This window comes from Roseateles chitinivorans, assembly GCF_050632235.1.
Lineage (GTDB): Bacteria > Pseudomonadota > Gammaproteobacteria > Burkholderiales > Burkholderiaceae_C > Roseateles > Roseateles chitinivorans_A.
This window is the reverse complement of record NZ_CP192584.1, coordinates 78,349-98,935: the sequence shown is the minus strand read 5'-3', so window position 1 is coordinate 98,935 and position 20,587 is coordinate 78,349. Positions and strand designations below refer to the sequence as shown.

Annotated in this window: 17 protein-coding genes and 1 pseudogene; 6 read left to right on the top strand and 12 right to left on the bottom strand. The window is 68.3% G+C overall.

Going from position 1 to position 20,587, the window contains the following annotated elements:
* Window positions 1-115 precede the first annotated feature (115 nt).
* The 3 genes from ACQ859_RS00325 to ACQ859_RS00315 form a co-directional block, all read right to left on the bottom strand.
* Complete coding sequence (locus tag ACQ859_RS00325) at window positions 116-1,945, bottom strand: ATP-binding protein (protein ID WP_431264118.1); 1,830 nt, start codon at window positions 1,943-1,945, stop codon at window positions 116-118.
* Between the two features lie 168 nt (window positions 1,946-2,113).
* Complete coding sequence (locus tag ACQ859_RS00320; protein ID WP_431264117.1) at window positions 2,114-3,058, bottom strand: pyridoxamine 5'-phosphate oxidase family protein; 945 nt, start codon at window positions 3,056-3,058, stop codon at window positions 2,114-2,116.
* 9 nt (window positions 3,059-3,067) lie between these two features.
* Complete coding sequence (locus ACQ859_RS00315; protein ID WP_431264116.1) at window positions 3,068-3,697, bottom strand: glutathione S-transferase family protein; 630 nt, start codon at window positions 3,695-3,697, stop codon at window positions 3,068-3,070.
* A gap of 142 nt (window positions 3,698-3,839) precedes the next feature.
* Here ACQ859_RS00315 and ACQ859_RS00310 point away from each other — a divergent pair, with 142 nt between their 5' ends.
* Window positions 3,840-4,748, top strand: a complete 909-nt coding sequence (locus ACQ859_RS00310; protein ID WP_431264115.1) for a LysR family transcriptional regulator — start codon at window positions 3,840-3,842, stop codon at window positions 4,746-4,748.
* Between the two features lie 93 nt (window positions 4,749-4,841).
* Here ACQ859_RS00310 and ACQ859_RS00305 read toward each other — a convergent pair whose 3' ends face one another.
* Window positions 4,842-7,544, bottom strand: coding sequence for a DNA topoisomerase III (locus tag ACQ859_RS00305; RefSeq protein ID WP_431264114.1), 2,703 nt, complete (start codon window positions 7,542-7,544; stop codon window positions 4,842-4,844).
* Between the two features lie 140 nt (window positions 7,545-7,684).
* Here ACQ859_RS00305 and ACQ859_RS00300 point away from each other — a divergent pair, with 140 nt between their 5' ends.
* The 3 genes from ACQ859_RS00300 to ACQ859_RS00290 all read left to right on the top strand — a co-directional run bounded on the left by ACQ859_RS00300 (window position 7,685) and on the right by ACQ859_RS00290 (window position 9,950).
* Window positions 7,685-8,212, top strand: a complete 528-nt coding sequence (locus tag ACQ859_RS00300; protein WP_431264113.1) for an SET domain-containing protein — start codon at window positions 7,685-7,687, stop codon at window positions 8,210-8,212.
* Between the two features lie 187 nt (window positions 8,213-8,399).
* The gene (locus ACQ859_RS00295) at window positions 8,400-9,251 is read left to right on the top strand and encodes a biotin--[acetyl-CoA-carboxylase] ligase (RefSeq protein ID WP_431264112.1); all 852 of its coding nucleotides are present in this window, start codon (window positions 8,400-8,402) and stop codon (window positions 9,249-9,251) included.
* Window positions 9,252-9,257: 6 nt separating this feature from the next.
* Window positions 9,258-9,950, top strand: a complete 693-nt coding sequence (locus ACQ859_RS00290; protein ID WP_431264111.1) for a hypothetical protein — start codon at window positions 9,258-9,260, stop codon at window positions 9,948-9,950.
* Window positions 9,951-10,334: 384 nt separating this feature from the next.
* Here ACQ859_RS00290 and ACQ859_RS00285 read toward each other — a convergent pair whose 3' ends face one another.
* From ACQ859_RS00285 to tkt, 7 genes and pseudogenes are all read right to left on the bottom strand, one after another.
* Window positions 10,335-10,946, bottom strand: coding sequence for a S8 family serine peptidase (locus ACQ859_RS00285; protein WP_431266697.1), 612 nt, complete (start codon window positions 10,944-10,946; stop codon window positions 10,335-10,337).
* A 79-nt stretch (window positions 10,947-11,025) separates the two neighbouring features.
* Window positions 11,026-11,817, bottom strand: a pseudogene (locus tag ACQ859_RS00280) (S8 family serine peptidase); the annotation flags it as partial.
* 590 nt (window positions 11,818-12,407) lie between these two features.
* Entirely contained in the window at window positions 12,408-13,406 is a 999-nt protein-coding gene (gene gap / locus ACQ859_RS00275; protein ID WP_067281231.1) for a type I glyceraldehyde-3-phosphate dehydrogenase, read from the bottom strand.
* Window positions 13,407-13,634: 228 nt separating this feature from the next.
* Complete coding sequence (locus ACQ859_RS00270) at window positions 13,635-14,690, bottom strand: hypothetical protein (protein WP_431264110.1); 1,056 nt, start codon at window positions 14,688-14,690, stop codon at window positions 13,635-13,637.
* A gap of 94 nt (window positions 14,691-14,784) precedes the next feature.
* Window positions 14,785-14,982: a hypothetical protein gene (locus tag ACQ859_RS00265; RefSeq protein WP_431264109.1), complete on the bottom strand. Its 198-nt coding sequence runs from the start codon at window positions 14,980-14,982 to the stop codon at window positions 14,785-14,787.
* 57 nt (window positions 14,983-15,039) lie between these two features.
* Window positions 15,040-15,504, bottom strand: a complete 465-nt coding sequence (locus ACQ859_RS00260) for a hypothetical protein (protein WP_431264108.1) — start codon at window positions 15,502-15,504, stop codon at window positions 15,040-15,042.
* 182 nt (window positions 15,505-15,686) lie between these two features.
* Window positions 15,687-17,744 carry a transketolase gene (gene tkt, locus ACQ859_RS00255; RefSeq protein WP_431266696.1) on the bottom strand — a complete coding sequence of 686 codons (2,058 nt, stop codon included), beginning with the start codon at window positions 17,742-17,744 and terminating at the stop codon, window positions 15,687-15,689.
* A 153-nt stretch (window positions 17,745-17,897) separates the two neighbouring features.
* Between tkt and ACQ859_RS00250 the strand changes: the two genes are divergently transcribed.
* Window positions 17,898-18,590: a nucleotidyltransferase family protein gene (locus tag ACQ859_RS00250; RefSeq protein WP_431264107.1), complete on the top strand. Its 693-nt coding sequence runs from the start codon at window positions 17,898-17,900 to the stop codon at window positions 18,588-18,590.
* A 44-nt stretch (window positions 18,591-18,634) separates the two neighbouring features.
* On the opposite strand, the gene ACQ859_RS00245 is transcribed toward ACQ859_RS00250, so the two are convergent.
* On the bottom strand, window positions 18,635-18,955 hold the full coding sequence (locus tag ACQ859_RS00245) for a hypothetical protein (RefSeq protein ID WP_431264106.1): 321 nt from the start codon (window positions 18,953-18,955) through the stop codon (window positions 18,635-18,637).
* 376 nt (window positions 18,956-19,331) lie between these two features.
* On the opposite strand from ACQ859_RS00245, the gene ACQ859_RS00240 reads away from it, so the two are divergent.
* Window positions 19,332-20,513: an ATP-binding protein gene (locus tag ACQ859_RS00240; protein WP_431264105.1), complete on the top strand. Its 1,182-nt coding sequence runs from the start codon at window positions 19,332-19,334 to the stop codon at window positions 20,511-20,513.
* The last annotated feature ends 74 nt before the right edge of the window (window positions 20,514-20,587 follow it).

Here is a 20,587-nt window from a genome sequence, read left to right as displayed (position 1 = left end):
CCACATGAGGTCAACGATCGCCACTGGGGCCGGAATGGGGCTTGGGGTCCCTGGAGGGGCGCCCCATGCCCCGTGGAGAGCCCGCGCTTGGCGAAGCGAAGTCCGAGAGTCCGTCTCAGGACGCCAACGGCAGTTCCAGCGCGAAGCTGAACCGGCTGCCCTCATCCGGCGAGGTCTCGACCGTGATCTCTCCGCCCATGAGCCGCACCAGCTGCTGGCTGATCGCGAGTCCGAGCCCGGTGCCGCCGGTGCGGCGCGACTGGTCGGCGACCTGCTCGAACGGCTGGAACAGGCGGTCCATCTGCTCCGGCGCCATGCCGATGCCGGTGTCGGAGACGGTGAAGCGCAGCATCAGGCTGCTGGGTCCCTGCGCGACGATGTCGACGGCCAGGCCGACGCGGCCCTGGTCGGTGAACTTCACCGCGTTGGAGAGCAGGTTGAGCAGCACCTGCCGCAGCCGCTGCCCGTCCGCCCGCACGCGCGAGGGCAGTTGCGGGTCCAGCTGCACGGCGAAGGTCAGGCCCTTCTCGGCCGCGCGCGGCCGCATCGATTCGCTGCAGATCTCCAGCAGCGCCCGCAGGTCGAGCGGGCTCAGCTGCAGCGTCAGCTTGCCGGCCTCGATGCTGGCGACGTCCAGCAGGTCGGTGATCAGCACCAGCAGGTGTTCGCCCGATTCGCGCATCAGGCGGATGCGATGCTGCTGCGCTTCCGTGAGCGAGCGGTCCATCTGCAGCAGCTGCGCGAAGCCGAGGATCGCGTTCAGCGGCGTGCGGAACTCGTGGCTCATCGTGGCCAGGAAGCGGCTCTTGGCCTGGTTCGCGGCCTCCGCGCGCTGCTTGGCCTGGGACAGCTCGACGGTGCGCTCGGTGACCAGCTCCTCGAGATGGTCGCGATGCTGCGTCAGCTCCTGCTCCGCCTGGCGCCGCAGCGTGATGTCGCTGACCAGGCCCTCGATGCGCGGCGCGCCGTCGAGCACGAGGTGCAGGCTGAGTTCGACCCACAGGTCGCGGCCGTCGCGGGTCGTCACCAGCAGCGGCACCTGCTGCAGCAGCCGGTGCCGCTCCAGCGCGCGTGCCAGCCGGCGGTACTCGTGGCGCTCGATGCGCACCATGCGACGCAGGGTCACGCCTTGCGCGTCCTCGGGACGGCCCAGTCCCAGCATCTGCGCCAGCGCCTTGTTCACGCGCAGCAGCCGCCCGTGGCCGTCGGCCTGGAAGATGCCTTCGGCCGCGTTCTCGAACAGGCTGCGGTAGCGCTGCTCGCTGCTGCGCAGCCCTTCGGCGAAGTCGCGCAGCTTGCCGCTCATCGCGTTGAGCTGCTCGGTCAGGTCGCCGATCTCGTCGGCGTGTTCGGGCTCGATGTGCGCGCCGAGCTCGCCGCTCGCGACCCGCTGGGCCAGTCCGCGCAAGCGCGAGACCGGGCGCTCCACCAGCCGCCGCACCAGCACGTAGCTCGTGATCGCGATCGCCAGCAGCACCGTCGCCAGCAGGCTGGCCACCAGCCGGCGCGTCTCGCCCAGCGTCTGGTCGATGTAGCTGCGCGTGTACACCAGCGTCGCGCGGCCCAGCGCGCCCGCCGGGCCTTGCGTCCCGGCGCGGTGGCTGAGTTCGAACTCCAGCGTCAGGGGACGGACGGCCGGCGTCTGGCGCGTGCGCTGCAGCGTTTCCAGCCCGGGCGCGGCCAGCGTGATCGACTGGACCTCCGGATCCGCCATCACCGCGTCCAGCAGTTCCGACAGCGCGGCGCTGTCCAGGTTCCAGACCGGCTCCGCGAAGCCGCGCGCGACCAGCTGCGCCATGCGCTGCTGGCGCTCGACCAGCGCCGTGTTGAGTTCGTGCTCGTGGCGGTCGACCCAGTACAGGCCGATCAAGCCCACCAGCACCGTCGCGCTGAGGCTCAGCGCGGCGACCAGCCGCGTCTGGATGCTCAGCGTCGATCGACCCATGACCGCATGCCCTCTCCTGAATCGCAGAATTGTTTGCGGTCGAGTGTCGCGCAAATGCGAGGCGCGTCCGGGGATTGAGGCACGAACCGACCCCCCAGGATTTCACGGGTTGCGATTTGGGGGAGCGCGAAAGGTCCTCTGGCGCGCCCGCCTGCGCCGGACCGCGGACTAACGCGGTGCTGACGGCGGCGCGGCGGTGAACTGCGGCGCCAGCCGCGCCTCGCTCCAGCGCCAGGGGAGGGCGCCGCGGCGGCGCAGGCCGCCGGTGAGGCGCAGGGTCAGGCCTTTCACCTCGTCGTTCCAGGTGACGGCGGCGTCGGCGGCCAGGTGCAGCAGCTCGCCGCGGGCGTAGTCCGGGATCAGCAGTCCCGCGCGCGGGTGGCGCAGCAGGTTGCCCAGCGTCATGAAGAAGCGGTTGCCGGGGAACTCCGGCATCCAGAGCGCGATGCCGCCGTCCAGCCGGCGCTGGATCCGGAGGAACCCCGGCGGGCCGCCCCGGTGCGAGACGTCCACGCCGTCCGAGCGCCCGTCGCCGGGCACCGGCGCCGAGGCGCTGGCGATGAACAGGGTGTCCGCCGCCTCGATCAGCGCCAGCGCGCCGTCGTCGAGCGCCGCGTCCAGCGGCTGCGCCAGGTCGGGCGGGGTGTCGTCCCAGGCCAGGGGATCCCTCGCCTGGATGTACTTCGGGCAGTTGCCGAAGCTCTGCACCACGCCGACCGACAGGCTTTCGCTCGACAGCGAGATCAGGCGCCCGTTCATCCGGTTGCGCCGCCGCGTGTGCGGTTCGAGGCCGAGCAGCCCCACCGGCGCGCCCGGACCCCGCGCCCGCAATGCGGCGAGCGCGGGATCCTGTCCGTCGAGCGCCGTCGCCAGCGCCATCGTCCGGGCATCCGGCGTCGTGACGAAGCCGGGCGGCCCCGCCAGCATCGTCGCCCAGGGCTGGCCGGCGGCGTCGATCGCGCCGAGCAGCATCGTGGGCAGCTTGGCGAACAGCTCGCGGTGCTGGTCGGGCATGTGGTCACGGACGACCTGTGCACCGATCTCGGCCATGCGCTCGCGGACGCCGACCGCTTCCTGCAGGGCCTGTTCGCCGGGGTGCCAGGTCGTGTCCATGGCCCGGCCTCAGAACCTGTCGGGCAGCGGCTTGAAGCCGGGCAGCGCCTCGATGCGCGCCAGCCAGCCGCGCAGCCGCGGGTAGTCGCCCAGCGACACGCCGCCCAGGGGCGCCTGGGCCGTGTAGCCGTAAAAGGTCACGTCGGCCAGCGTCGGCCGGCCGGCGACGAGGAAGGCCGTGCGCGAGAGCTGCTCCTCGACCATCGCGAACAGCCGATGCCCCAGCGCCAGCGAGGCGGGGTCGACCTCAAGACCATTCAGCGCGCGGAAGCGCGGCGTCGCCGCGCCCGGTCCGAGCAGGCTCACCGACAGGCTGAACCAGCGCTGCTGCCAGGCCGCCTCGACCGCGTCGCGCGGCAGCCAGCCGGCCTCGGGCGCGTACCGCGTGGCGAGGTAGACCAGGATGGCGTTGCTTTCCGGCAGCACGAGGTCGCCGTCCTCCAGCACCGGCACCTGGCTCAGCGGATTCATCGCGACGAAGGCGGGCAGCCGCTGATCGCCATCGCGCAGGCTGATGTCGACCACCGTGTACGGCAGGTCGAGCAGGGAGAGCAGCAGCTCGACGCGATGGCAATGGCCGGACGCCGCCACGCGGTGCAGGCGGAACGGGGCGGACGGGCGGAGGACGGGGGCGTTCATCGGGGAGGGCTCCGGCGGAGAGGTCGTTGGAAGCCCGTACCGTATCTCTTGCAGTCGATGGTGAGAATCTGAATCGGAGATCATTCAGAATTGCAGCTGTCGAAATAATGAGGCGCCGCTTTCCTCAGCCGCGGCGTGGTCCATGGACCAGCTCGACCGCTTGCGCTGCTTCGTCGCCGTGGCCGACACGCAGAGCTTCGCCGCCGCCGCGCGCCGTCTCGGCTGCTCGGCGCCCGCGGCGACGCGCGCCATCGCGTCGCTGGAGCAACGCCTCGGCGTGCAGCTGTTCCAGCGCAGCACGCGCTCGGTCCGGCTGACGGAGGCCGGCGAGCGTTTCGTCATCGATTGCCGCCGCATCCTGGGCGATCTCGACGAGTCGGAGGCCGCGGCCGCCGGCGCGCAAACCGAGCCGACGGGGCTGCTGTCGCTGACGGCGCCGTCGATGTTCGGGCGCCGGCATGTCGCGCCGCTGGCGACCAGCTTCCTCCAGGCGCATGCGCGGATCCGGCTGAAATTGCTGCTCGTCGACCGCGTCGTGTCGCTGCTGGAAGAGGCGCAGGACCTGGCCGTGCGGATCGCCCACCTGCCGGATTCCGGCCTGACCGCCGTGCCTGTGGGCGCGATGCGGCGGGTGATCGTGGCGTCCCCGGACTACCTGGCGCGCGCCGGCGAGCCCCGCACGCCGCGGGAACTCGCCGACCATCGCATCGTGGCCAGCTACTTCGACGGCCAGAACATGACGCCCTGGCGCCTGCGCGACGGCGTGCTGGCGCTGACGCCGACGCTGATGGTCAACGACAACGCCGCGGGCATCGCGGCGGCGGTGGCCGGGGTGGGGCTGGTGCGCTGCCAGATCTACCAGGTCGTGGACGAGCTGCGCGACGGCCGGCTGCGCATCGTGCTGGCGGACCACGAACGGCCCGCCGCGCCGGTCCATCTCGTGCATGCCGCGGGACGGCGCGTCCCCGCGCCGCTGCGGCTGCTGATCGACCACATGGCCGCGGGGCTGCGGGCGCAGCCCGCGCTGGGCGGGGACGGCTTCCTGCGCTGACGCCGACAGGGGTGAACCCCGGTGCGATCACCCGGTGCGATCGCCATGAAAAGGCGCCCCGCGGGGCGCCTCGAGGACAGTCCGGAAAGGCGCTCAGCCCTTGGCCGTCGCCTTCTTCGCGGCGACCTTCTTGGCCGCCGGTTTTGCGGCGGTCTTGGCGGCGGTTTTAGCCGCTGTCTTCGCGGGAGCCTTGGCGGCCGGCTTCCCGGCCGTCTTCGCGCCCGGCTTGGCGGCGCGCGGCTCGAACTCGAACATCACCTTGCCTTCCTTCTTGTCGTAGGCGAGGAAGGCCTTGAACTTGCGGCGCGTCTTGTTGGAGACGAAGTTCTCCAGCAGGTCCGTCTTGCCGGTCGCCAGCAGCTTGGTCATCTGCTCGGCCTCGATCGGCTGCTGCAGGATGATCTTGCCGCTCTTGAAGTCGCAGGTGATCTTGTCGCCGACCGCGTGCTCGCAGACGTAGTTGCTGCCGAAGTCGAAGACGCGGCCGTTGCACTTCGGGCAATGCCCCAGCGCGGTGTGGCCGCTGAAGTCCACCGGCTCGCCGTTCTCCTCGGCCTTCTTGGCGTCCTCGCCGAAGTCGAACTCCAGCTTCCAGTTGTCGATCTCGGCGTCGAAGACCAGCGCCAGCTCGGCCGTGAAGGGCCAGCCTGCCTTGGAGCGGAAGCCCTCCAGCGGGCCGACCTTCTTGTCGCGCAGGAAGGTCTCCACCTCGGCCAGCTCGAAGCTGCGGCCGCCCGGGATCTTGGGGATGGAGAAGCCGCAGCCTTCCGCATTGCCGCTCTTGCCGGTGCAGGTGAAGCGGCGGTAGTTCTCCTTGACCACGCCGCCGCACTTCGGGCACGGCGTCTTCAGCGTCGCGTAGTCGCCGGGGATGGTGTCGCGGTCGTATTCCTTGGCCTTGCGCACGACCTTCTCGGTCATCGCGGCGATCTCGGCCATGAAGTCCTCGCGCTTGAGGCGGCCCTTCTCCATCTCGGACAGCTGGAACTCCCAGTTGCCGGTCAGCTCGGGCTTGGACAGCTCGTCGACGCCCAGGCCGCGCAGCAGCGTCATCAGCTGGAAGGCCTTGGCGGTCGGGATCATCTCCCGGCCTTCGCGCAGCATGTACTTCTCGGCCAGCAGGCCTTCGATGATCGCGGCGCGCGTGGCCGGCGTGCCCAGGCCCTTCTCGGCCATGGCCTCGCGCAGCTCGTCGTCGTCGACCAGCTTGCCCGCGCCTTCCATCGCCGACAGCAGCGTCGCTTCCGTGTAGCGCGCCGGCGGCTTGGTCACCAGCGCCTTCACGTCGGTGCTTTCGGTGCGCACGACCTCGCCGGCCTTCACCGGCACCAGCATCGCGCCGCTGGTGCCCGGTTCGGCGTTCTCGTCGGTGGCTTCCTTGCCGTAGACGGCCTGCCAGCCCGGCTTCACCAGCACCTTGCCGTTGGTCTGGAATGCATACGACTTCTCCGCGGTCTTCACCGTCGAGATCCGCGTCGTGACCTGGAACTCGGCCGGTGGGAAGAACACGGCCAGGAAGCGCTTGACGACCATGTCGTAGAGCTTGGCTTCGGCCTCGGTCAGGCTGCTGGGCGCCTGCAGCGTCGGGATGATCGCGAAGTGATCCGACACCTTGGCGTTGTCGAAGACCTTCTTCGTCGGCTTGATGTAGCCCTTGTCCAGTGCCGTGCGCGCGTGTTGCGCCAGCGGTTGCAACGGGCCGGGCATGGTCGCGCTGGCGATCATGCGCGCCGTGTCCTGGGCCACGATCAGGTAGTCCTCGGGCAGGTAGCGCGAGTCGGTCCGCGGGTAGGTCAGCACCTTGTGCTTCTCATACAGCGCCTGCGCCAGGCCCAGCGTCGTCTTGGCCGAGAAGCCGAAGCGCGAGTTGGCCTCGCGCTGCAGCGTCGTCAGGTCGTACAGGCCGGGGCTGGCCGTCGTGCTGGGCTTGGATTCCTCGGTCACCGTGGCGGGCTGGCCCAGCGCGGCGGCGGCGATCGCATCGGCCTCGGCCTGGGTCCACACGCGGTCGGCGCGCTGCTCCGGATCCTCGGCGTTCTTCTTGAACGCGGGATCGAACCACTTGCCCTCGTACTGGCCGGCCTCGGCGTCGAAGTTGCCGCGGATTTCCCAGTAGTCGCGGTACACGTGCTTGCGGATCTTCTCCTCGCGCTCGACCACGATGGACAGCGTCGGCGTCTGCACCCGGCCCACGGTGGTCAGGAAGAAACCGCCGTCGCGCGAGTTGAACGCGGTCATCGCCCGCGTGCCGTTGATGCCCACCAGCCAGTCGGCTTCCGAGCGGCAGCGCGCCGCATCGGCCAGCGGCAGCATCTGCTGATCGCTGCGCAGCTGCTCGAAGCCGTCGCGGATCGCCTGCGGCGTCATCGACTGCAGCCACAACCGGCTCACGGGCTTGGTCACCTGCGCCTTGGCCGTGCCGGCGTACTGGACGATCAGGCGGAAGATCAGCTCCCCTTCGCGTCCCGCGTCGCAGGCGTTGATCAGCGAGGTCACGTCCTTGCGCTTGATCAGCTTGACGAGCGCGTTGAGGCGCCCCTTGCTCTTGTCGATCGGGTTCAGATCGAAGTGGGGCGGGATCACCGGCAGGTGGGCGAAGCTCCACTTGCCGCGCTTGACGTCGAACTCCTCCGGCGCCTTGATCTCCACCAGGTGGCCCACGGCGGAGCTGACGACGTAGTCGTCGTTCTCGAAATACTCGTCGTGCTTCTCGAACTTGCCCGACAGCGCGGTCAGCGCCTTGACGATGTCCTGGGCCACCGACGGCTTTTCCGCGATCACCAATGCCTTGCTCATGCGCTTGCTTCTTTCCTCTTCGTTCAGGCGTCCAAGATGTTCATGAACGTCTGCCTACAATCCGGCCTCGCGCGCTCACGCGCCTACGTACGTGTGTACACGCGCGCGCACCCATGAATTCAATGTACCGGACTCGCTCCATGCCGCAACCGCGCCCCGCTCCGAGTGTTCCCGCCCCCGCCGACACCGCCGTCGCGCCGCCCGCCACGAAGCGCGGCGCCCGGATCCAGGTCCGGGCCTCCGGCGTGCACGGCCGCGGCGTGTACGCCCTGGTGCCGCTGCAGGCCGGCGAGAAACTGATCGAATACAAGGGCGAGCGCATCGACTGGGACGAGGCGCTGGAACGTCATCCGCACGATCCGTCGCAGCCGGACCATACCTTCTACTTTCACCTTGAGACCGGCGGGGTCATCGACGCGGCGGTCGACGGCAACCAGGCGCGCTGGATCAACCATGCCTGCAGCCCCAACTGCGAGGCGCGGGAGATCGACGGCCGGGTGTTCATCCATGCGTTGACGGACATTTCCCCTGGCGAGGAGCTGTTCTACGACTATGGTCTGGTGATCGACGAGCGCTATACGCCCAAGCTGAAGAAGCGGTTCGAATGCCGGTGCGGCACGCCGGGCTGCCGGGGCACGATGCTGGCGCCCAAGGACAGGAAGCGCTGAACGGCGGTCCGGGCGCGCCGGAGGGGTTGGCGGTCGCCGCGGGACCCTGTCAGGTCCTACAGCCACCGATTCATGGTGCGGGCCCCCGGGTGGGGGTCATCTCCCTCTAGACTCCGGCCATTCACGACCACCGGGCAGCTCGGCCCGGGAAGACCAAAGACGGGATCGCAGGATCACATTCGCGGCGATGCAAGAACATCAGAACTGGGGCGCAGAGGCCCTGTGGCAAGACCTGGAGCCGTTGCTGCCGGGGCTCAGCATCGAGGTGCTGGCGCGGGTCGAATCGACCAACGCCACGCTGATCGAGCGCGTGCGCCGCGACGAGGGCACCGTGGCGGCTGGCCGTGCCGGCGATCGTCCGTACGGGCGCCGCCAGCACGACCTGCACCCCTGCCTGCTGATCGCGGAGCACCAGACCCACGGCCGGGGCCGGCAGGGCCGCGCCTGGCACAGCACGGCCGGCGCGTCGCTGACCTTCTCGCTGTCGATGCCGGTGGAGGTCGCGGACTGGTCCGGGCTGTCGCTGGTCGTCGGCGCGGCGATCGCCGAGGCGCTCGACCCGGACGGCAGCCGCCTGGGCCTGAAGTGGCCCAACGACCTGTGGCTGGACGAGCGCAAGCTCGGCGGCATCCTGATCGAGACGGTGCCCGCCGGCAGTTCGCGCATGGCGGTCGTCGGCGTGGGCCTGAACGTGTCGGACCGCGCGAAAGTCGCGGAATCGCAGCTCAACACCGGTTTCGCCTGCCTGCAGGAACTGATCCCCGACGTCACGCCGCCGGAGGCGCTGGCGCGGCTGGCGCCGGTGCTGGTGAAGGCGCTGGCGGCGTTCCCGCAGAGCGGCTTCGGCGCCTGGCGCGAGCGCTTCTCGCGCCGCGACCTGCTGCAGGGCAAGGCGATCACCGCCGGGCTGCTGGAAGGGACGGGCGCGGGCGTCAACGATCGCGGTGAACTGCTGATCGACACCCCGCAGGGCCGCCAGACGGTGAGCGGCGGAGAAGTCAGCGTGCGGCTCGGCGGCGCCTCCGCCGGACAGGGGTAAGCCACGATGCTGCGCGCCGCGGTCGTCCTGCTCTTCGTCGTCAACGTGCTGGTGTTCGCGTGGAACAAGGGATGGGTCGCCGGCATGGCACCCGCCGCGCCGCGCCTGGACCAGCAGATCAATCCGGAGCGGCTGGCGCTGCTCAACCAGACGGCCGTCACGCAGCTCGCGGCGCGGTCCTGCCTGGAACTGGGCCCGCTGATCGGCGATGAGCTGCTCAAGCGCGCGAATGCGGCGCTGTCAGGGGCCGGGATCCCTGCGTCCTCGATCGAGACCACGGCCGTCAACAGCGGCGGCGTGTGGGCGCTGGCCACGATCAAGATGCCCAGCAAGGACTTCCGCGAACGCAAGGAAGAGACCTACCGCGGGGCCAAGATCGCCTTCGAGCCGCTGCAAGGCTTCCCCGACGAGCAGCCCACGCTGGTGCTCAGCAAGCACGACAGCGAAGCGGCCGCGTTGGCTGCACTCGACGGCATGACCAAGCGCAACTACAAGGGCCTGCGCGTGATGCGGCTGCAGGAGCCGCTGCAGCAGACGACGCTGCGACTGGCACGGCTGGACGGCACCCAGTCCGGGAAGCTGAATGCACTGGCCAATCCGCCGTGGGGCGAGAAGCGCAAGGACTGCGCGGTGCAGGCGCCCGCCGCGTCCGCCCCGGCAAGCGCCGCTAACGGATCAGGGTCGGGCGCGAGCCGCTGACGGCAAGGCCTGACCCTCTCTCGCTTTCAAACGAGAGCAACGCGCAGTGCTGGATGCAAGGTCTCCCTCTCCCGCTTGCGTGAGAGCAACCGTGTCAAACGCAGACAGCGGTGGAGGTTCTCCCTGGGAGAGGCAGCGGTGGAGGATGCTCCCTCTCCCGCTCGCGGGAGAGGGCAGGGGTGAGGGCCAGCGGCGGCGGAAGTACTGAAGCTTCTGGCCGTGTTCCCCACTTGCGGGAGAACGCCCACCTGACTTGTCCGGCGCGTTGGCCGCCGAGGCATGAGGCCCCAGCGGCAAGCGCTGAAACCTCACGCCTCACCGTCCCCCACCATTTCCGTACGGCCCCGGTTTTGCTACCGGGGACTTTGTGGGTCTTTGGCTCGTTTACTTCGAGCGGATCTTGGCCGGACGCGGCCTCGGCCAGCGCAGCGCCACGATCGCCAGGGCCAGCGCAGCCAGCCACAGACCGCTCATCGCGCCACCACCGCCACCACCCGACGACGTGTCGGTGGGCGTGGTCGGGGTTGTCGGAGTCGTCGGCGTAGTGGGTGTCGTCGGCGTGACCGCAACGACCGCCGCATTCGCATCCAGCATGCCCGCGCCGCAGGTGCTCGTCGTGCAGTTGCATTCGAGCTGCGGCTGCGTGCTGTTGCCGGCCACGCACTGCGCGACACCCGCGGCGGCCGGCGGGAAGGCCCGGGCCGACGACTGCAACGCGGCCTTGATCTTCGCCGGTGTCAGCGTCGGATCCACCTGCAGCATCAGCGCGATCGTGGCGCTGACCAGCGGCGTGGAGAAGCTCGTGCCGGTGCCGGTGTAGTTGAAGGCGTTGCTGGCCGCGACCGGGGTCGTCGAGCCACCATTGGTCGTGGACAGGATTGCGTACAAGCAGGGGCCGGTCAAGTTGATGCAGTTTCCGCCCGGCGCGCTGATCGTCACTTGAGGGCCGAGGTTGGAAAACCCGACCTTGGTGCCAGCGTGGCGCAAGCCGGCCACTGCGATGACGCCCGAGCAGTTGGCTGGCGTTCCAACAGCGACCCCCTTCTTTCGTCGGATCGTCGTTTTCAACACCGTTACCAGCAGCTGCAACTACCGTGGCGCCTACCGCAGCCGCTGCATTGATCGCCAACTGGTACTCCGAGTTGGAAGCGCAGGCACCGTCGCCGCCCAGGCTCAAGTTGATGACCTTTGCTGGCGTGCTGTTGGTCGGCAGGCCGGGCACCGAGACGCCTGCGGACCATCGAATTCCCGCAGCGATGTCCGACGCCCAGCCTCCGCACTTGCCGAGGACCCGCACGGGTTGGATCTTGGCGCCATAGGCCAGTCCGGCCATGCCCTGACCATTGTTGGCGACTGCAGCAATCAAACCCGACACGCGCGTCCCGTGCCAGGAGCTGGTGCCATTGCCGATGTCGTCGGCCGTGCAACTGGTGCCGAGGCGACCGCTGTCGATGTCGGCCTGACTCACCCAGTCGCCGGGATCGCTCGGATCGCTGTCGGGGCCGTCCCCGTCATTGGCAGCGGCCACCGAGGTGGCGTCGCTCTTGCTGCCGAAACCGATGATGTCGTAGCCGCCGACGAACTGGCCCGCCAGGTCCGGATGGTCCATGCGCACGCCGGTGTCGAGCACCGCGACCACGACGCCCGTGCCGGTCGCCTTGTCCCAGGCGGTCGGCGCGTTGATCGAGGACAGCACCGTCGAGTCCGGCGCCTTCAGGTACCACTGGCCGGCGGTGACGCCGTTCTGCGCGGCGGTCGCGTACAGCGGGTCGTTGGGCACGGAGAAATGCTTCCACCAGCGGTCGACCTCGACCGATTCCACGTCGCTGTCGGCCGCCAGCCGCTTGGCGAGTTCGGCCGAACTCATGCCGTTGGCGGTGTAGACGTGGGTGCGGCTGTCCAGGCTGCGGCGCGCCTGCAGCGTGGCGGCGTGCCGCAGGCCCAGCGTCGTGCCGCGCACCTGCGCGATGTCCTTCGCTTCGGCAGAGCTGGCCCGCATGGCGAGCGGTCTTGCCTTGACCGCATCCGCCTGCGCCTTGAAGCGCACGATCACCCGCGCGAAGTCGGGTTGCTGATCAGGTCTGAGGGCGGTCTTGGTGACCGCGCCGGCGGTGCCGATTCCGAACAACGCGAGTACGGCGAGGGCAGCGGCCAGACGCTTCGGCAAACACAGCACGGACATGCGGAAACTCCACAAAACTGAGCTGACCAGTTTAGGGGGAGGTCGCTAAGAAATTGCTAATGCCACGACACAGTTGCTGCCAGACGCCACCTCCAAAGGGGGATTCCTCACGCAAGGAGAGGCCGGCACGCTGGAAATTGGTGACCGATCGTATCCGCGCGGATTCCGGGCTGCCAGTCAGCGCATTCGGGGCGCCGAGGCGGAAACGAAAAAGCCCCGCCAGGGCGGGGCTTCGGGAAGGCGGCAGAGAGACCGCCCCGATCGCTGGGTTCGCCTTACTTGGCGACGACCTTGACCATCTCGAGCACCTTGTTCGAGTAGCCCCACTCGTTGTCGTACCAGGACACCAGCTTGACGAAGGTGCCGTCCAGGGCGATGCCGGCGTCGGCGTCGAAGATCGAGGTGCGCGGGTCGCCGCGGAAGTCGGTGGCAACGACCTTGTCCTCGGTGTAGCCCAGCACGCCCTTCAGGGCGCCTTCGCTCTGGGCCTTCATTTCGGCGCAGATCTCGGCGTAGGTGGCGTTGTTGTTGAGCTCGACGGTCAGGTCGACGACGGAGACGTCGGAGGTCGGCACGCGGAAGGACATGCCGGTCAGCTTCTTGTTCAGCTCGGGGATCACGACGCCCACGGCCTTGGCGGCACCGGTCGAGGACGGGATGATGTTCTCGAGGATGCCGCGGCCGCCGCGCCAGTCCTTGTTGGACGGGCCGTCGACGGTCTTCTGCGTGGCGGTGGTGGCGTGCACCGTGGTCATCAGGCCGCGCTTGATGCCCCACTTGTCGTTCAGCACCTTGGCCAGCGGGGCCAGGCAGTTGGTGGTGCAGCTGGCGTTGGAGATGATGGCCTGGCCGGCGTAGGTCTTGTCGTTGACGCCGTAGACGAACATCGGGGTGTCGTCCTTGGACGGGGCCGACATGATCACCTTCTTGGCGCCGGCGGTCAGATGCTTCTCGCCGGTTTCCTTGGTCAGGAACAGGCCGGTGGCTTCGACGACGATGTCGGCGCCGACTTCGTTCCACTTCAGCTCGGCGGGATCCTTGACCTGGGTCAGGCGGATGCGCTGGCCGTTGACGATCAGCGTGTTGCCGTCGACCGCCACGTCGCCGTCGAAGCGGCCGTGGACGCTGTCGTACTTGAGCATGTAGGCCAGGTAATCGGGCTCGAGCAGGTCGTTGATGGCGACGATCTGGATGTCCTTGAAGTTCGCCACGGCGGCGCGGAACACCATGCGGCCGATGCGACCGAACCCGTTGATACCGATCTTGATGGTCATGAGGAAAGTCTCCTGCGAGTGAAATGAATCGATGACGTCATGGGCGCGTCGCCCAGCCAGTGGACGTCGTGCCGCGGAGGTGTTCGGTCCGGCGTGCCGAGCAGGGCTGCGAGGCAGCGGGCTGGGTCGCCGGGAACCCTCGATTTGAACAGATAGTCGACGGCCGGCGTTCCGAACGGGTTACCGGGTTTCACCGCCGGCGACAGGGCGGTTACATGGCCGGGGCGGTCAGGGCGCGGCGGCGCCCGTCGTGGCGGCCGGCTGCAGCCGCAACGGACCGCAGCCGACGTTGATGCGCACCGTGCGGCCGAGCAGCCGTTCGAAGCGCTCCGGCTTGAGATCCATCTCCAGCCCCGCGAGCCAGGCGAGGAACTCGGTGCGGTTGCTGTCGTGTCCGCCGCCGATCTCGCCCACGCGATTGGGCATCGCCGGCTTGCCCAGGCTCCAGGCCACGGTGAAGGGGCAGTTCATCGTGTTGAAGTCGAAGTCCGCCTGCTGCTCCCGGATGCCCTTGATGTTGGACAGGAACTCGCCGAGGCTGACCTCGTCCTTGAAGGAGGACCTGCCCGCGTCGTTGACGCGCAGGACGAACTGCTGGATGAAGGTCACCGGCCGCGCGTCGGGGGCAAGGCAGGGCAGGCGGTACTCGCGGGCGCGTTCCAGGAAGGCGTCCTGCGTGTTGCCGCTGGTGGAGCCGTAGAGCACCTCGGTCTGCGGCGGCTGGTCCGGCGCGGTGAAGGTCAGCCGCACGAAGGTGTTGCTGACGGTCTTGCGGTCGAACTTCGACGTGTGGAGCTCCAGCTTGTCGGCCGGTGTGCGCAGGCAGCTGCGCATGGCCCGCTGGCGCGCGGGATCCTCGTCGCTGACGGGCAGGGACCAGGTGACGGGCCGGAGTTCGTGCGGGCGGAAGATGAAGGTCTGGACGGCGCGCAGCGGCGCCTGGCCGGCGACGTGGCAGGGCAGGCGATAGGCGGCGACGTAGGCGCGCACGGCGTTGACGATGCGTTCGTCGGCGAAGCGTGCGAGCACCTCGACGTCCGGCGCCCGGTCGGCGGCGCCGAAGCTCAAGCCGACGCGCACCGTGCCACCGAGTTCGAGCCGCCGCGACTCGGCGGGGTACTCGATCGGGGCGGCAGGCTGCTGCAGGCAGCGCAACGGGCTGGTCGCGGGGTCTTCCGGAAGCAGGCTGATGTCGTTCTGCTGGGCGTGGGCGGAGCCGCCCGCGAGCAAGGCGGTCAGCAGGCCGAGCGCGCCCGCCGCGGCGGCGAAGGAGAGCCGTGTCATCGTGTTCCTCTTGTTGATCTTGTCCCTGTTTCCGCCGCGCGGTCGTGCCGCCGGCGGGCGGGCGCAGTCTAGGCGCTGGGGCGTGAAGATCCAGTCAGGGAAACGGGGGACGAAGGGTCAGGCCTTGCCGGAGGCCGTCGGCGTGCGCCAACGAAAAAATAGGGTGCTGAGGCACCCCTTTGCTGACGTTCATCGAAGCGGTCGCGGTTTGCTTCAGGCGCGCCTTGCCCAGCACCACCTTGACGGTGTCGACGACGTTCTCCGGCGCGAAGCCGAAGTGCTTGAACAGCACGTTGGCCGGGGCCGATTCGCCGTATCGATTCTCAGAGGCGCGGTGCGAGAGGTCGCGTCAATCGCGGTGACGACCGAGCACGAAGCCCAGCAAGCCGATACCGATCACGCCGAGGCCAAGCCAGGGCAGGTTCTTCCGTCCCTCGGCGGCGCTGGACAGCGTCTGGCGACGCATGGCCACGACCTGGTCGTAGCGCAGGATCTCCTGCGAGCCCCTGTGCAGCTCGTACAGCAGGTTCTTGGCGGCGGGGTCGTAACCGACCTTGACGCTCTCGCCTTGCAGATCACGGAAGGCGTCGCCGGCCCAGTCCTTCGGAATGCTCACGATCACCCACCCTGACGACGTCTGGATCGTCAGTTCGACAAACGTCGAGACGGGGAGGTCGCCGCTGCGAGGCTTGCGGGTGAGCTCCCTCTGCTGCGCGGCCCTGCCTTGCGCGACAGTGAGGCCGGCCTGTGCCGGCACGTCAGGCGGCGGGGACCGGGTGCGATCGTAGATCGGGCCGGAGAACAGCAGCAACACGCCCGCAATGATGGCGGACAGGGACCAACCATGCTTCATGAGTCCTCCCGGTGATGGGCGGCGCAGGGAATGCGCGTGACGAGCCGGAAAGCCGGTGATGAAACGAAGAAGGGGTGCCGAAGCACCCCTTGCTGCGCCGCGCGGCGCGAGGCCGCCGCGGTGACGACCCGTGCCGGCGTCGATTACTTCAGGCGCGCCTTGCCCAGCACCACCTTGACGGTGTCGACGACGTTCTCGGGCGTGAAGCCGAAGTGCTTGAACAGCACGTTGGCCGGGGCCGATTCGCCGTAGGTGTCCAGGCCGACGACGGCGGACACGCCGTACTTCCACCACAGGTCGGTCACGCCGGCCTCGATGGCGACGCGCGGCAGGCCTTCCGGCAGCACGCTCTTCTTGTACTTGGCGTCCTGGCGGTCGAACAGGCTCGAGCAGGGCATCGAGACGACGCGCACCGGGATGCCGGCCACGGCCAGCTGCTGCTGGGCCGCGATGGCCAGCTGCACTTCCGAGCCGGTGGCGATCAGCACCGCTTGCGCCTTCTTCTTCAGGCCGACGTCGGCCGGCTCGCTCAGCACGTAGCCGCCGGTGGTGATGGCGTCGACGGCCTCGCCCGACTTCTTCAGGTAAGGCAGGTTCTGGCGGCTCAGCGCCAGCACGCTGGGGCGCTGGCTGTTGGCCAGGGCCAGCGTCCAGGCCACCGCCGTTTCAGCGGTGTCAGCGGGACGCCAGACGTCCAGGCCCGGGATCAGTCTCAGGCTGGAGACGTGCTCGACGGACTGGTGGGTCGGGCCGTCTTCGCCCAGGCCGATGGAGTCGTGCGTGAACACGTGGATGACGCGCTGCTTCATCAGCGCGGCCATGCGGATGGCGTTGCGGCTGTAGTCGCTGAAGGTCAGGAAGGTGCCGCCGTAGGGGATGAAACCGCCGTGCAGCGCGACGCCGTTCATGATCGCGGCCATGCCGAACTCACGCACGCCGTAGTTGATGTGGCGGCCGCCGTTGGAGCTGCCGTCCTCTTCCAGGCGGAAGGCGGGCGTGCTCTTGGTGTTGGTCAGGTTGGAGCCGGTCAGGTCGGCCGAGCCGCCCAGCAGCTCGGGCATCGCGGCGGTGAAGGCTTCCAGCGCGATCTGGCTGGCCTTGCGGGAGGCGACGGTCTCGGCCTTCTCGTGCGCGCCGATGACGGCCTGCGCGGCGATGTCGGCGAAGTTGGGCGGCAGCACGCCGGCGATGCGGCGCGAGAACTCGGCGGCCAGTTCCGGGAACTGCGTGGCGTAGGCGTCGAACTTCTCGTCCCAGGCCTTCTCGAAGCCGGTGCCGGCGTCCTTGCCGTCCCAGTCGGCGTAGACCTCGGCGGGCAGCACGAAGGGCTCGTGCGACCAGCCCAGCGCTTCGCGGGTCAGCTTGATTTCCTCGGCGCCCAGCGGCTCGCCGTGGGCCTTGGAGGTGTTGGCGCGGTTCGGGCTGCCCTTGCCGATGTGGGTCTTCGCGATGATCAGCGACGGCTTGTCCTTGCTGGTCTTGGCCAGCGCGATGGCGGCGTCGACGGCGTCGACGTCATGGCCGTCGACCGGGCCGACGACGTTCCAGCCGTAGGCGGCGAAGCGCTTGGCGGTGTCGTCGCCGAACCAGGGCCCGACCTGGCCGTCGATGGAGATGCCGTTGTCGTCGTAGATCGCGATCAGCTTGTTCAGCTTCCACGAGCCGGCCAGCGAGCAGGCTTCATGGCTGATGCCTTCCATCAGGCAGCCGTCGCCGAGGAAGGCGTAGGTGTGATGGTCGACGATGGTGTGGCCGTCGCGGTTGAATTCCTTGGCGAGCTGCTTTTCAGCCAGCGCGAAGCCGACGGCGTTGGTGATGCCCTGGCCGAGCGGGCCGGTGGTGGTCTCGACGCCGGGGGTGATGCCGACTTCCGGGTGGCCCGGGGTCTTGGAGTGCATCTGGCGGAAGGCCTTGAGCTCGGCGAGCGGCAGGTCGTAGCCGGTCAGGTGCAGCAGGGCGTAGATCAGCATCGAGCCGTGGCCGTTGGACAGCACGAAGCGGTCGCGGTCGGCCCACTGCGGGTTGGCCGGGTTGTGGCGCAGGTGGCGCTTCCACAGCGCGACGGCGATCTCGGCCATGCCCATGGGGGCGCCCGGGTGGCCGGAGTTGGCCTGCTGGACGGCGTCCATCGCCAGGGCACGGATGGCGTTGGCCATCTGGGTGGTGTTCGGGGTGACGACGGCAGCGCTGGTCTCGGCCATGGTGTTGGTCTCGGGCAGGGGTTGGGGCAAACCCGAGATTCTAGTGAAGGTGCCGGGGAGCGGCTTCCGGGTGTGCGCGGGGTGACGAAAAGTGGCCGAAAGCGTATCGCTGAGCGGGCTCTAAACTCGCGGCCTCAATTTCTGGACCCATCGATGCGAGCCATGATCCTCGCGGCCGGGCGCGGCGAGCGCATGCGGCCGCTGACCGACCACACGCCCAAGCCGCTGCTGAAGGTGCGCGGCAAGCCGCTGATCGAGTGGCACATCGAGGCTTTCGCGTGCGCGGGCATCCGGGACATCGTGATCAACACGGCGTGGCTGCACGAGCAGTTCGAGGCGACGCTGGGCGACGGCGCGCGATTCGGCGTGACGCTGCATTACAGCCACGAAGGCGAGCGCTACGGCCGCGCACTGGAGACCGGCGGCGGCATCGCGACGGCGCTGGACCTGCTGTGCGCGGACGGCGACGACGCGTTCTGGGCGGTGTCGGCGGACATCTTCATTCCCGACTTCGAGTTCGACGCGTCGAAGGCTGCAGCCTTCGCGGCGAGCCCGCTGCTGGCGCACCTGTGGTTCGTGCCGAAGCAGCCGCGGCATCCGACAGGCGACTTCGGCATCGACGCGGCAGGCTTCGCGACCATCGATGGCGACCTGGAGGTCTACAGCAACATCGGCCTGTACAAGCGCGCGTTCTTCGACGGCGTGACGCCGGGCGAGCACCAGCGCATCCGGTTCAGCCTGGACCGTGCGATCAAGGCGCGGGCGGTGACGGCGGAGCTGTACACCGGGCCGTGGGCGAATGTGGGTGCGCCGGAGCAACTGGAAGCGCTCAACGCGCAGGGCTGAAGGCGAGTCGCCCGTTTGAGATCGCCTGGCGATCTCAAAAATGCTCAGGCCAACAGCTTTCTGAGGCCGGTCTGGAAGGCGATGGTCAGCACGCCAATGATGAAGGCAGCCAGGAAGCTGGTGTCCAGGATGAACTTGAAGGCTACCAGCATCAGCAACGGCGCGACCAGCAACCCGCGCAGAGGTCCGAGCAGCATCACGCCAGCAATCACGACCAACACCGACACGACGCCCGCGGCCGCGCAGCGACCGACGCTCGCTTCATTCGCACCGACGATCTTTGCGGCGAACCAGATGCAGCCAAAGCTGGCGATGGTCGAGACGACCATGGAAAGCAGGCTGAAGGTGGCGAAAAGGGTACTCATGACGGGCGTGCTCTGACAGTGCGGAATTCGAAGCGCGCGAGTCTAGATGCGGCGCGTGTGCCCGCAAGACACTCCGAAGAGGGATGCGGCAGCGAAAACTTGAGTGGATCGTTGCGGCTTTCCTCTTGATGACGGAATCGCCGAAGTGCCTTGACCTCTATCGGGCGCTCGCTTCAAGTTGGTGCAAGCCTGAATGACAAGACCTGACCCTCTTCCCACCTAGGAAGGAACTGCGAGAAGTCTTTGATTTAAATCAGAGGTCCATCAGGTCGATGCGCAGAGCATGCGTACTCGTGATTCCGATTGCGGCTCGACAAAGGAGAGCGGCGGTTGAGATCTCGTTCAGCCTCGTTGAATCGATCTGGAGAAGTAACCCGTGCCCATCTTCCATCGCACCGCGCTGGCCCAAGAGCTGGCGACCCACATCCTGGACGACGACCTTGCACCTGCACGGTCCGGCCTGTTTCTCGGCGCCCGTCGTCGCACCGGCAAGTCGACGTTCCTGCAGCAGGACCTCTGCCCCGAGCTGAAGCGCCGCGGCGCTATCGTCATCTACGCTGACCTCTGGGAGGAGCGCGACCAGGATCCCGGTGACGTCATCGTTGAAGCCATCCGCGAAGAGCTCGCTCGGCATGAAAGCGTCGTCATGCGCTTTGCGCGTTCGGCCGGCATGGAGCGAGTGAACATGGGTGGGGTCGCCTTCACCATGGATCGGGTCGGCCTCGGAAAGCAGGTGTCGTTGGCGAAGGCATTGGCCATGCTCTCAGATGAATGCCAACGAATGATCGTGCTCATCGTCGATGAGGCGCAGCATGCGATCACGACGGACAAGGGAAGCAACGCGCTCTATGCGTTGAAGGCCGCTCGGGACAAGCTGAACATGGGGCCGCACCACGGCCTTCGGATCGTGGCCACCGGATCGAATCGCGACAAGCTGGCCATGCTGGTGGAATGGAAGGATCAGGCATTCTTCTGCGCTCCGATGAAGGAGTTTCCGCCGCTCGGAGTCGACTACCTGAACTGGATTTGCGAGCGTGCACCGGCCTCCGCGGCGTTGAAGGCGGGAGCGTTGTCCGCGCTCTTCGAGCGCTCGGGCTACCGTCCTGAATGGATGCAGATCGGCCTGAACGCACTTGCTTTGCGAGACAACTGGACCCCGGAAGAGGCTGCAGCGGTGTTTGCCGAGGCCATCGAGTCACGGGCCGATTCGCGCATTCAGAACCTGCTGGCGTTGATCGGACTGCTCAGCCCGCTTCAGTCGGCGGTACTCCGCGTGCTGGCCGCACAGGGCCGGCGTTTCGTACCGTTCTGGAACCGTACTTTGGAGACCTTCCGGTTGGTGATTGAGCAGGACGACGGCAATGATGTCGACGAACCGATCAACGTCGAGACCGTTCAACAGGCCCTGGATGCGCTCAAGGACAAGGGATTTCTCTGGCGCTCCGTCCACGGCGTCTATGCCCTGGAGGAGTTCGGCATTCGTGAGGCGCTGGAGGAGGGGCGCCTGCTGACGGAGTCGACACAGCGTGTCACGCTGATGGGGCGCCAAGCTGCCTGAAGCGGCACGCAGGCAGAATGCCGCGCTTCCAGCCCTCGAGTAGCAACTCTGCGGCGACCTTCTACGCGAAGGTC

Excerpts from the sequence above, each read along its gene's own strand:
- ACQ859_RS00325 (WP_431264118.1), bottom strand. The coding sequence starts at position 1,945 with ATGGGTCGATCGACGCTGAGCATCCAGACGCGGCTGGTCGCCGCGCTG.
- ACQ859_RS00320 (WP_431264117.1), bottom strand. The coding sequence starts at position 3,058 with ATGGACACGACCTGGCACCCCGGCGAACAGGCCCTGCAGGAAGCGGTC.
- ACQ859_RS00315 (WP_431264116.1), bottom strand. The coding sequence starts at position 3,697 with ATGAACGCCCCCGTCCTCCGCCCGTCCGCCCCGTTCCGCCTGCACCGC.
- ACQ859_RS00310 (WP_431264115.1), top strand. The coding sequence starts at position 3,840 with ATGGACCAGCTCGACCGCTTGCGCTGCTTCGTCGCCGTGGCCGACACG.
- ACQ859_RS00305 (WP_431264114.1), bottom strand. The coding sequence starts at position 7,544 with ATGAGCAAGGCATTGGTGATCGCGGAAAAGCCGTCGGTGGCCCAGGAC.
- ACQ859_RS00300 (WP_431264113.1), top strand. The coding sequence starts at position 7,685 with ATGCCGCAACCGCGCCCCGCTCCGAGTGTTCCCGCCCCCGCCGACACC.
- ACQ859_RS00295 (WP_431264112.1), top strand. The coding sequence starts at position 8,400 with ATGCAAGAACATCAGAACTGGGGCGCAGAGGCCCTGTGGCAAGACCTG.
- ACQ859_RS00290 (WP_431264111.1), top strand. The coding sequence starts at position 9,258 with ATGCTGCGCGCCGCGGTCGTCCTGCTCTTCGTCGTCAACGTGCTGGTG.
- gap (WP_067281231.1), bottom strand. The coding sequence starts at position 13,406 with ATGACCATCAAGATCGGTATCAACGGGTTCGGTCGCATCGGCCGCATG.
- ACQ859_RS00270 (WP_431264110.1), bottom strand. The coding sequence starts at position 14,690 with ATGACACGGCTCTCCTTCGCCGCCGCGGCGGGCGCGCTCGGCCTGCTG.
- tkt (WP_431266696.1), bottom strand. The coding sequence starts at position 17,744 with ATGGCCGAGACCAGCGCTGCCGTCGTCACCCCGAACACCACCCAGATG.
- ACQ859_RS00250 (WP_431264107.1), top strand. The coding sequence starts at position 17,898 with ATGCGAGCCATGATCCTCGCGGCCGGGCGCGGCGAGCGCATGCGGCCG.
- ACQ859_RS00245 (WP_431264106.1), bottom strand. The coding sequence starts at position 18,955 with ATGAGTACCCTTTTCGCCACCTTCAGCCTGCTTTCCATGGTCGTCTCG.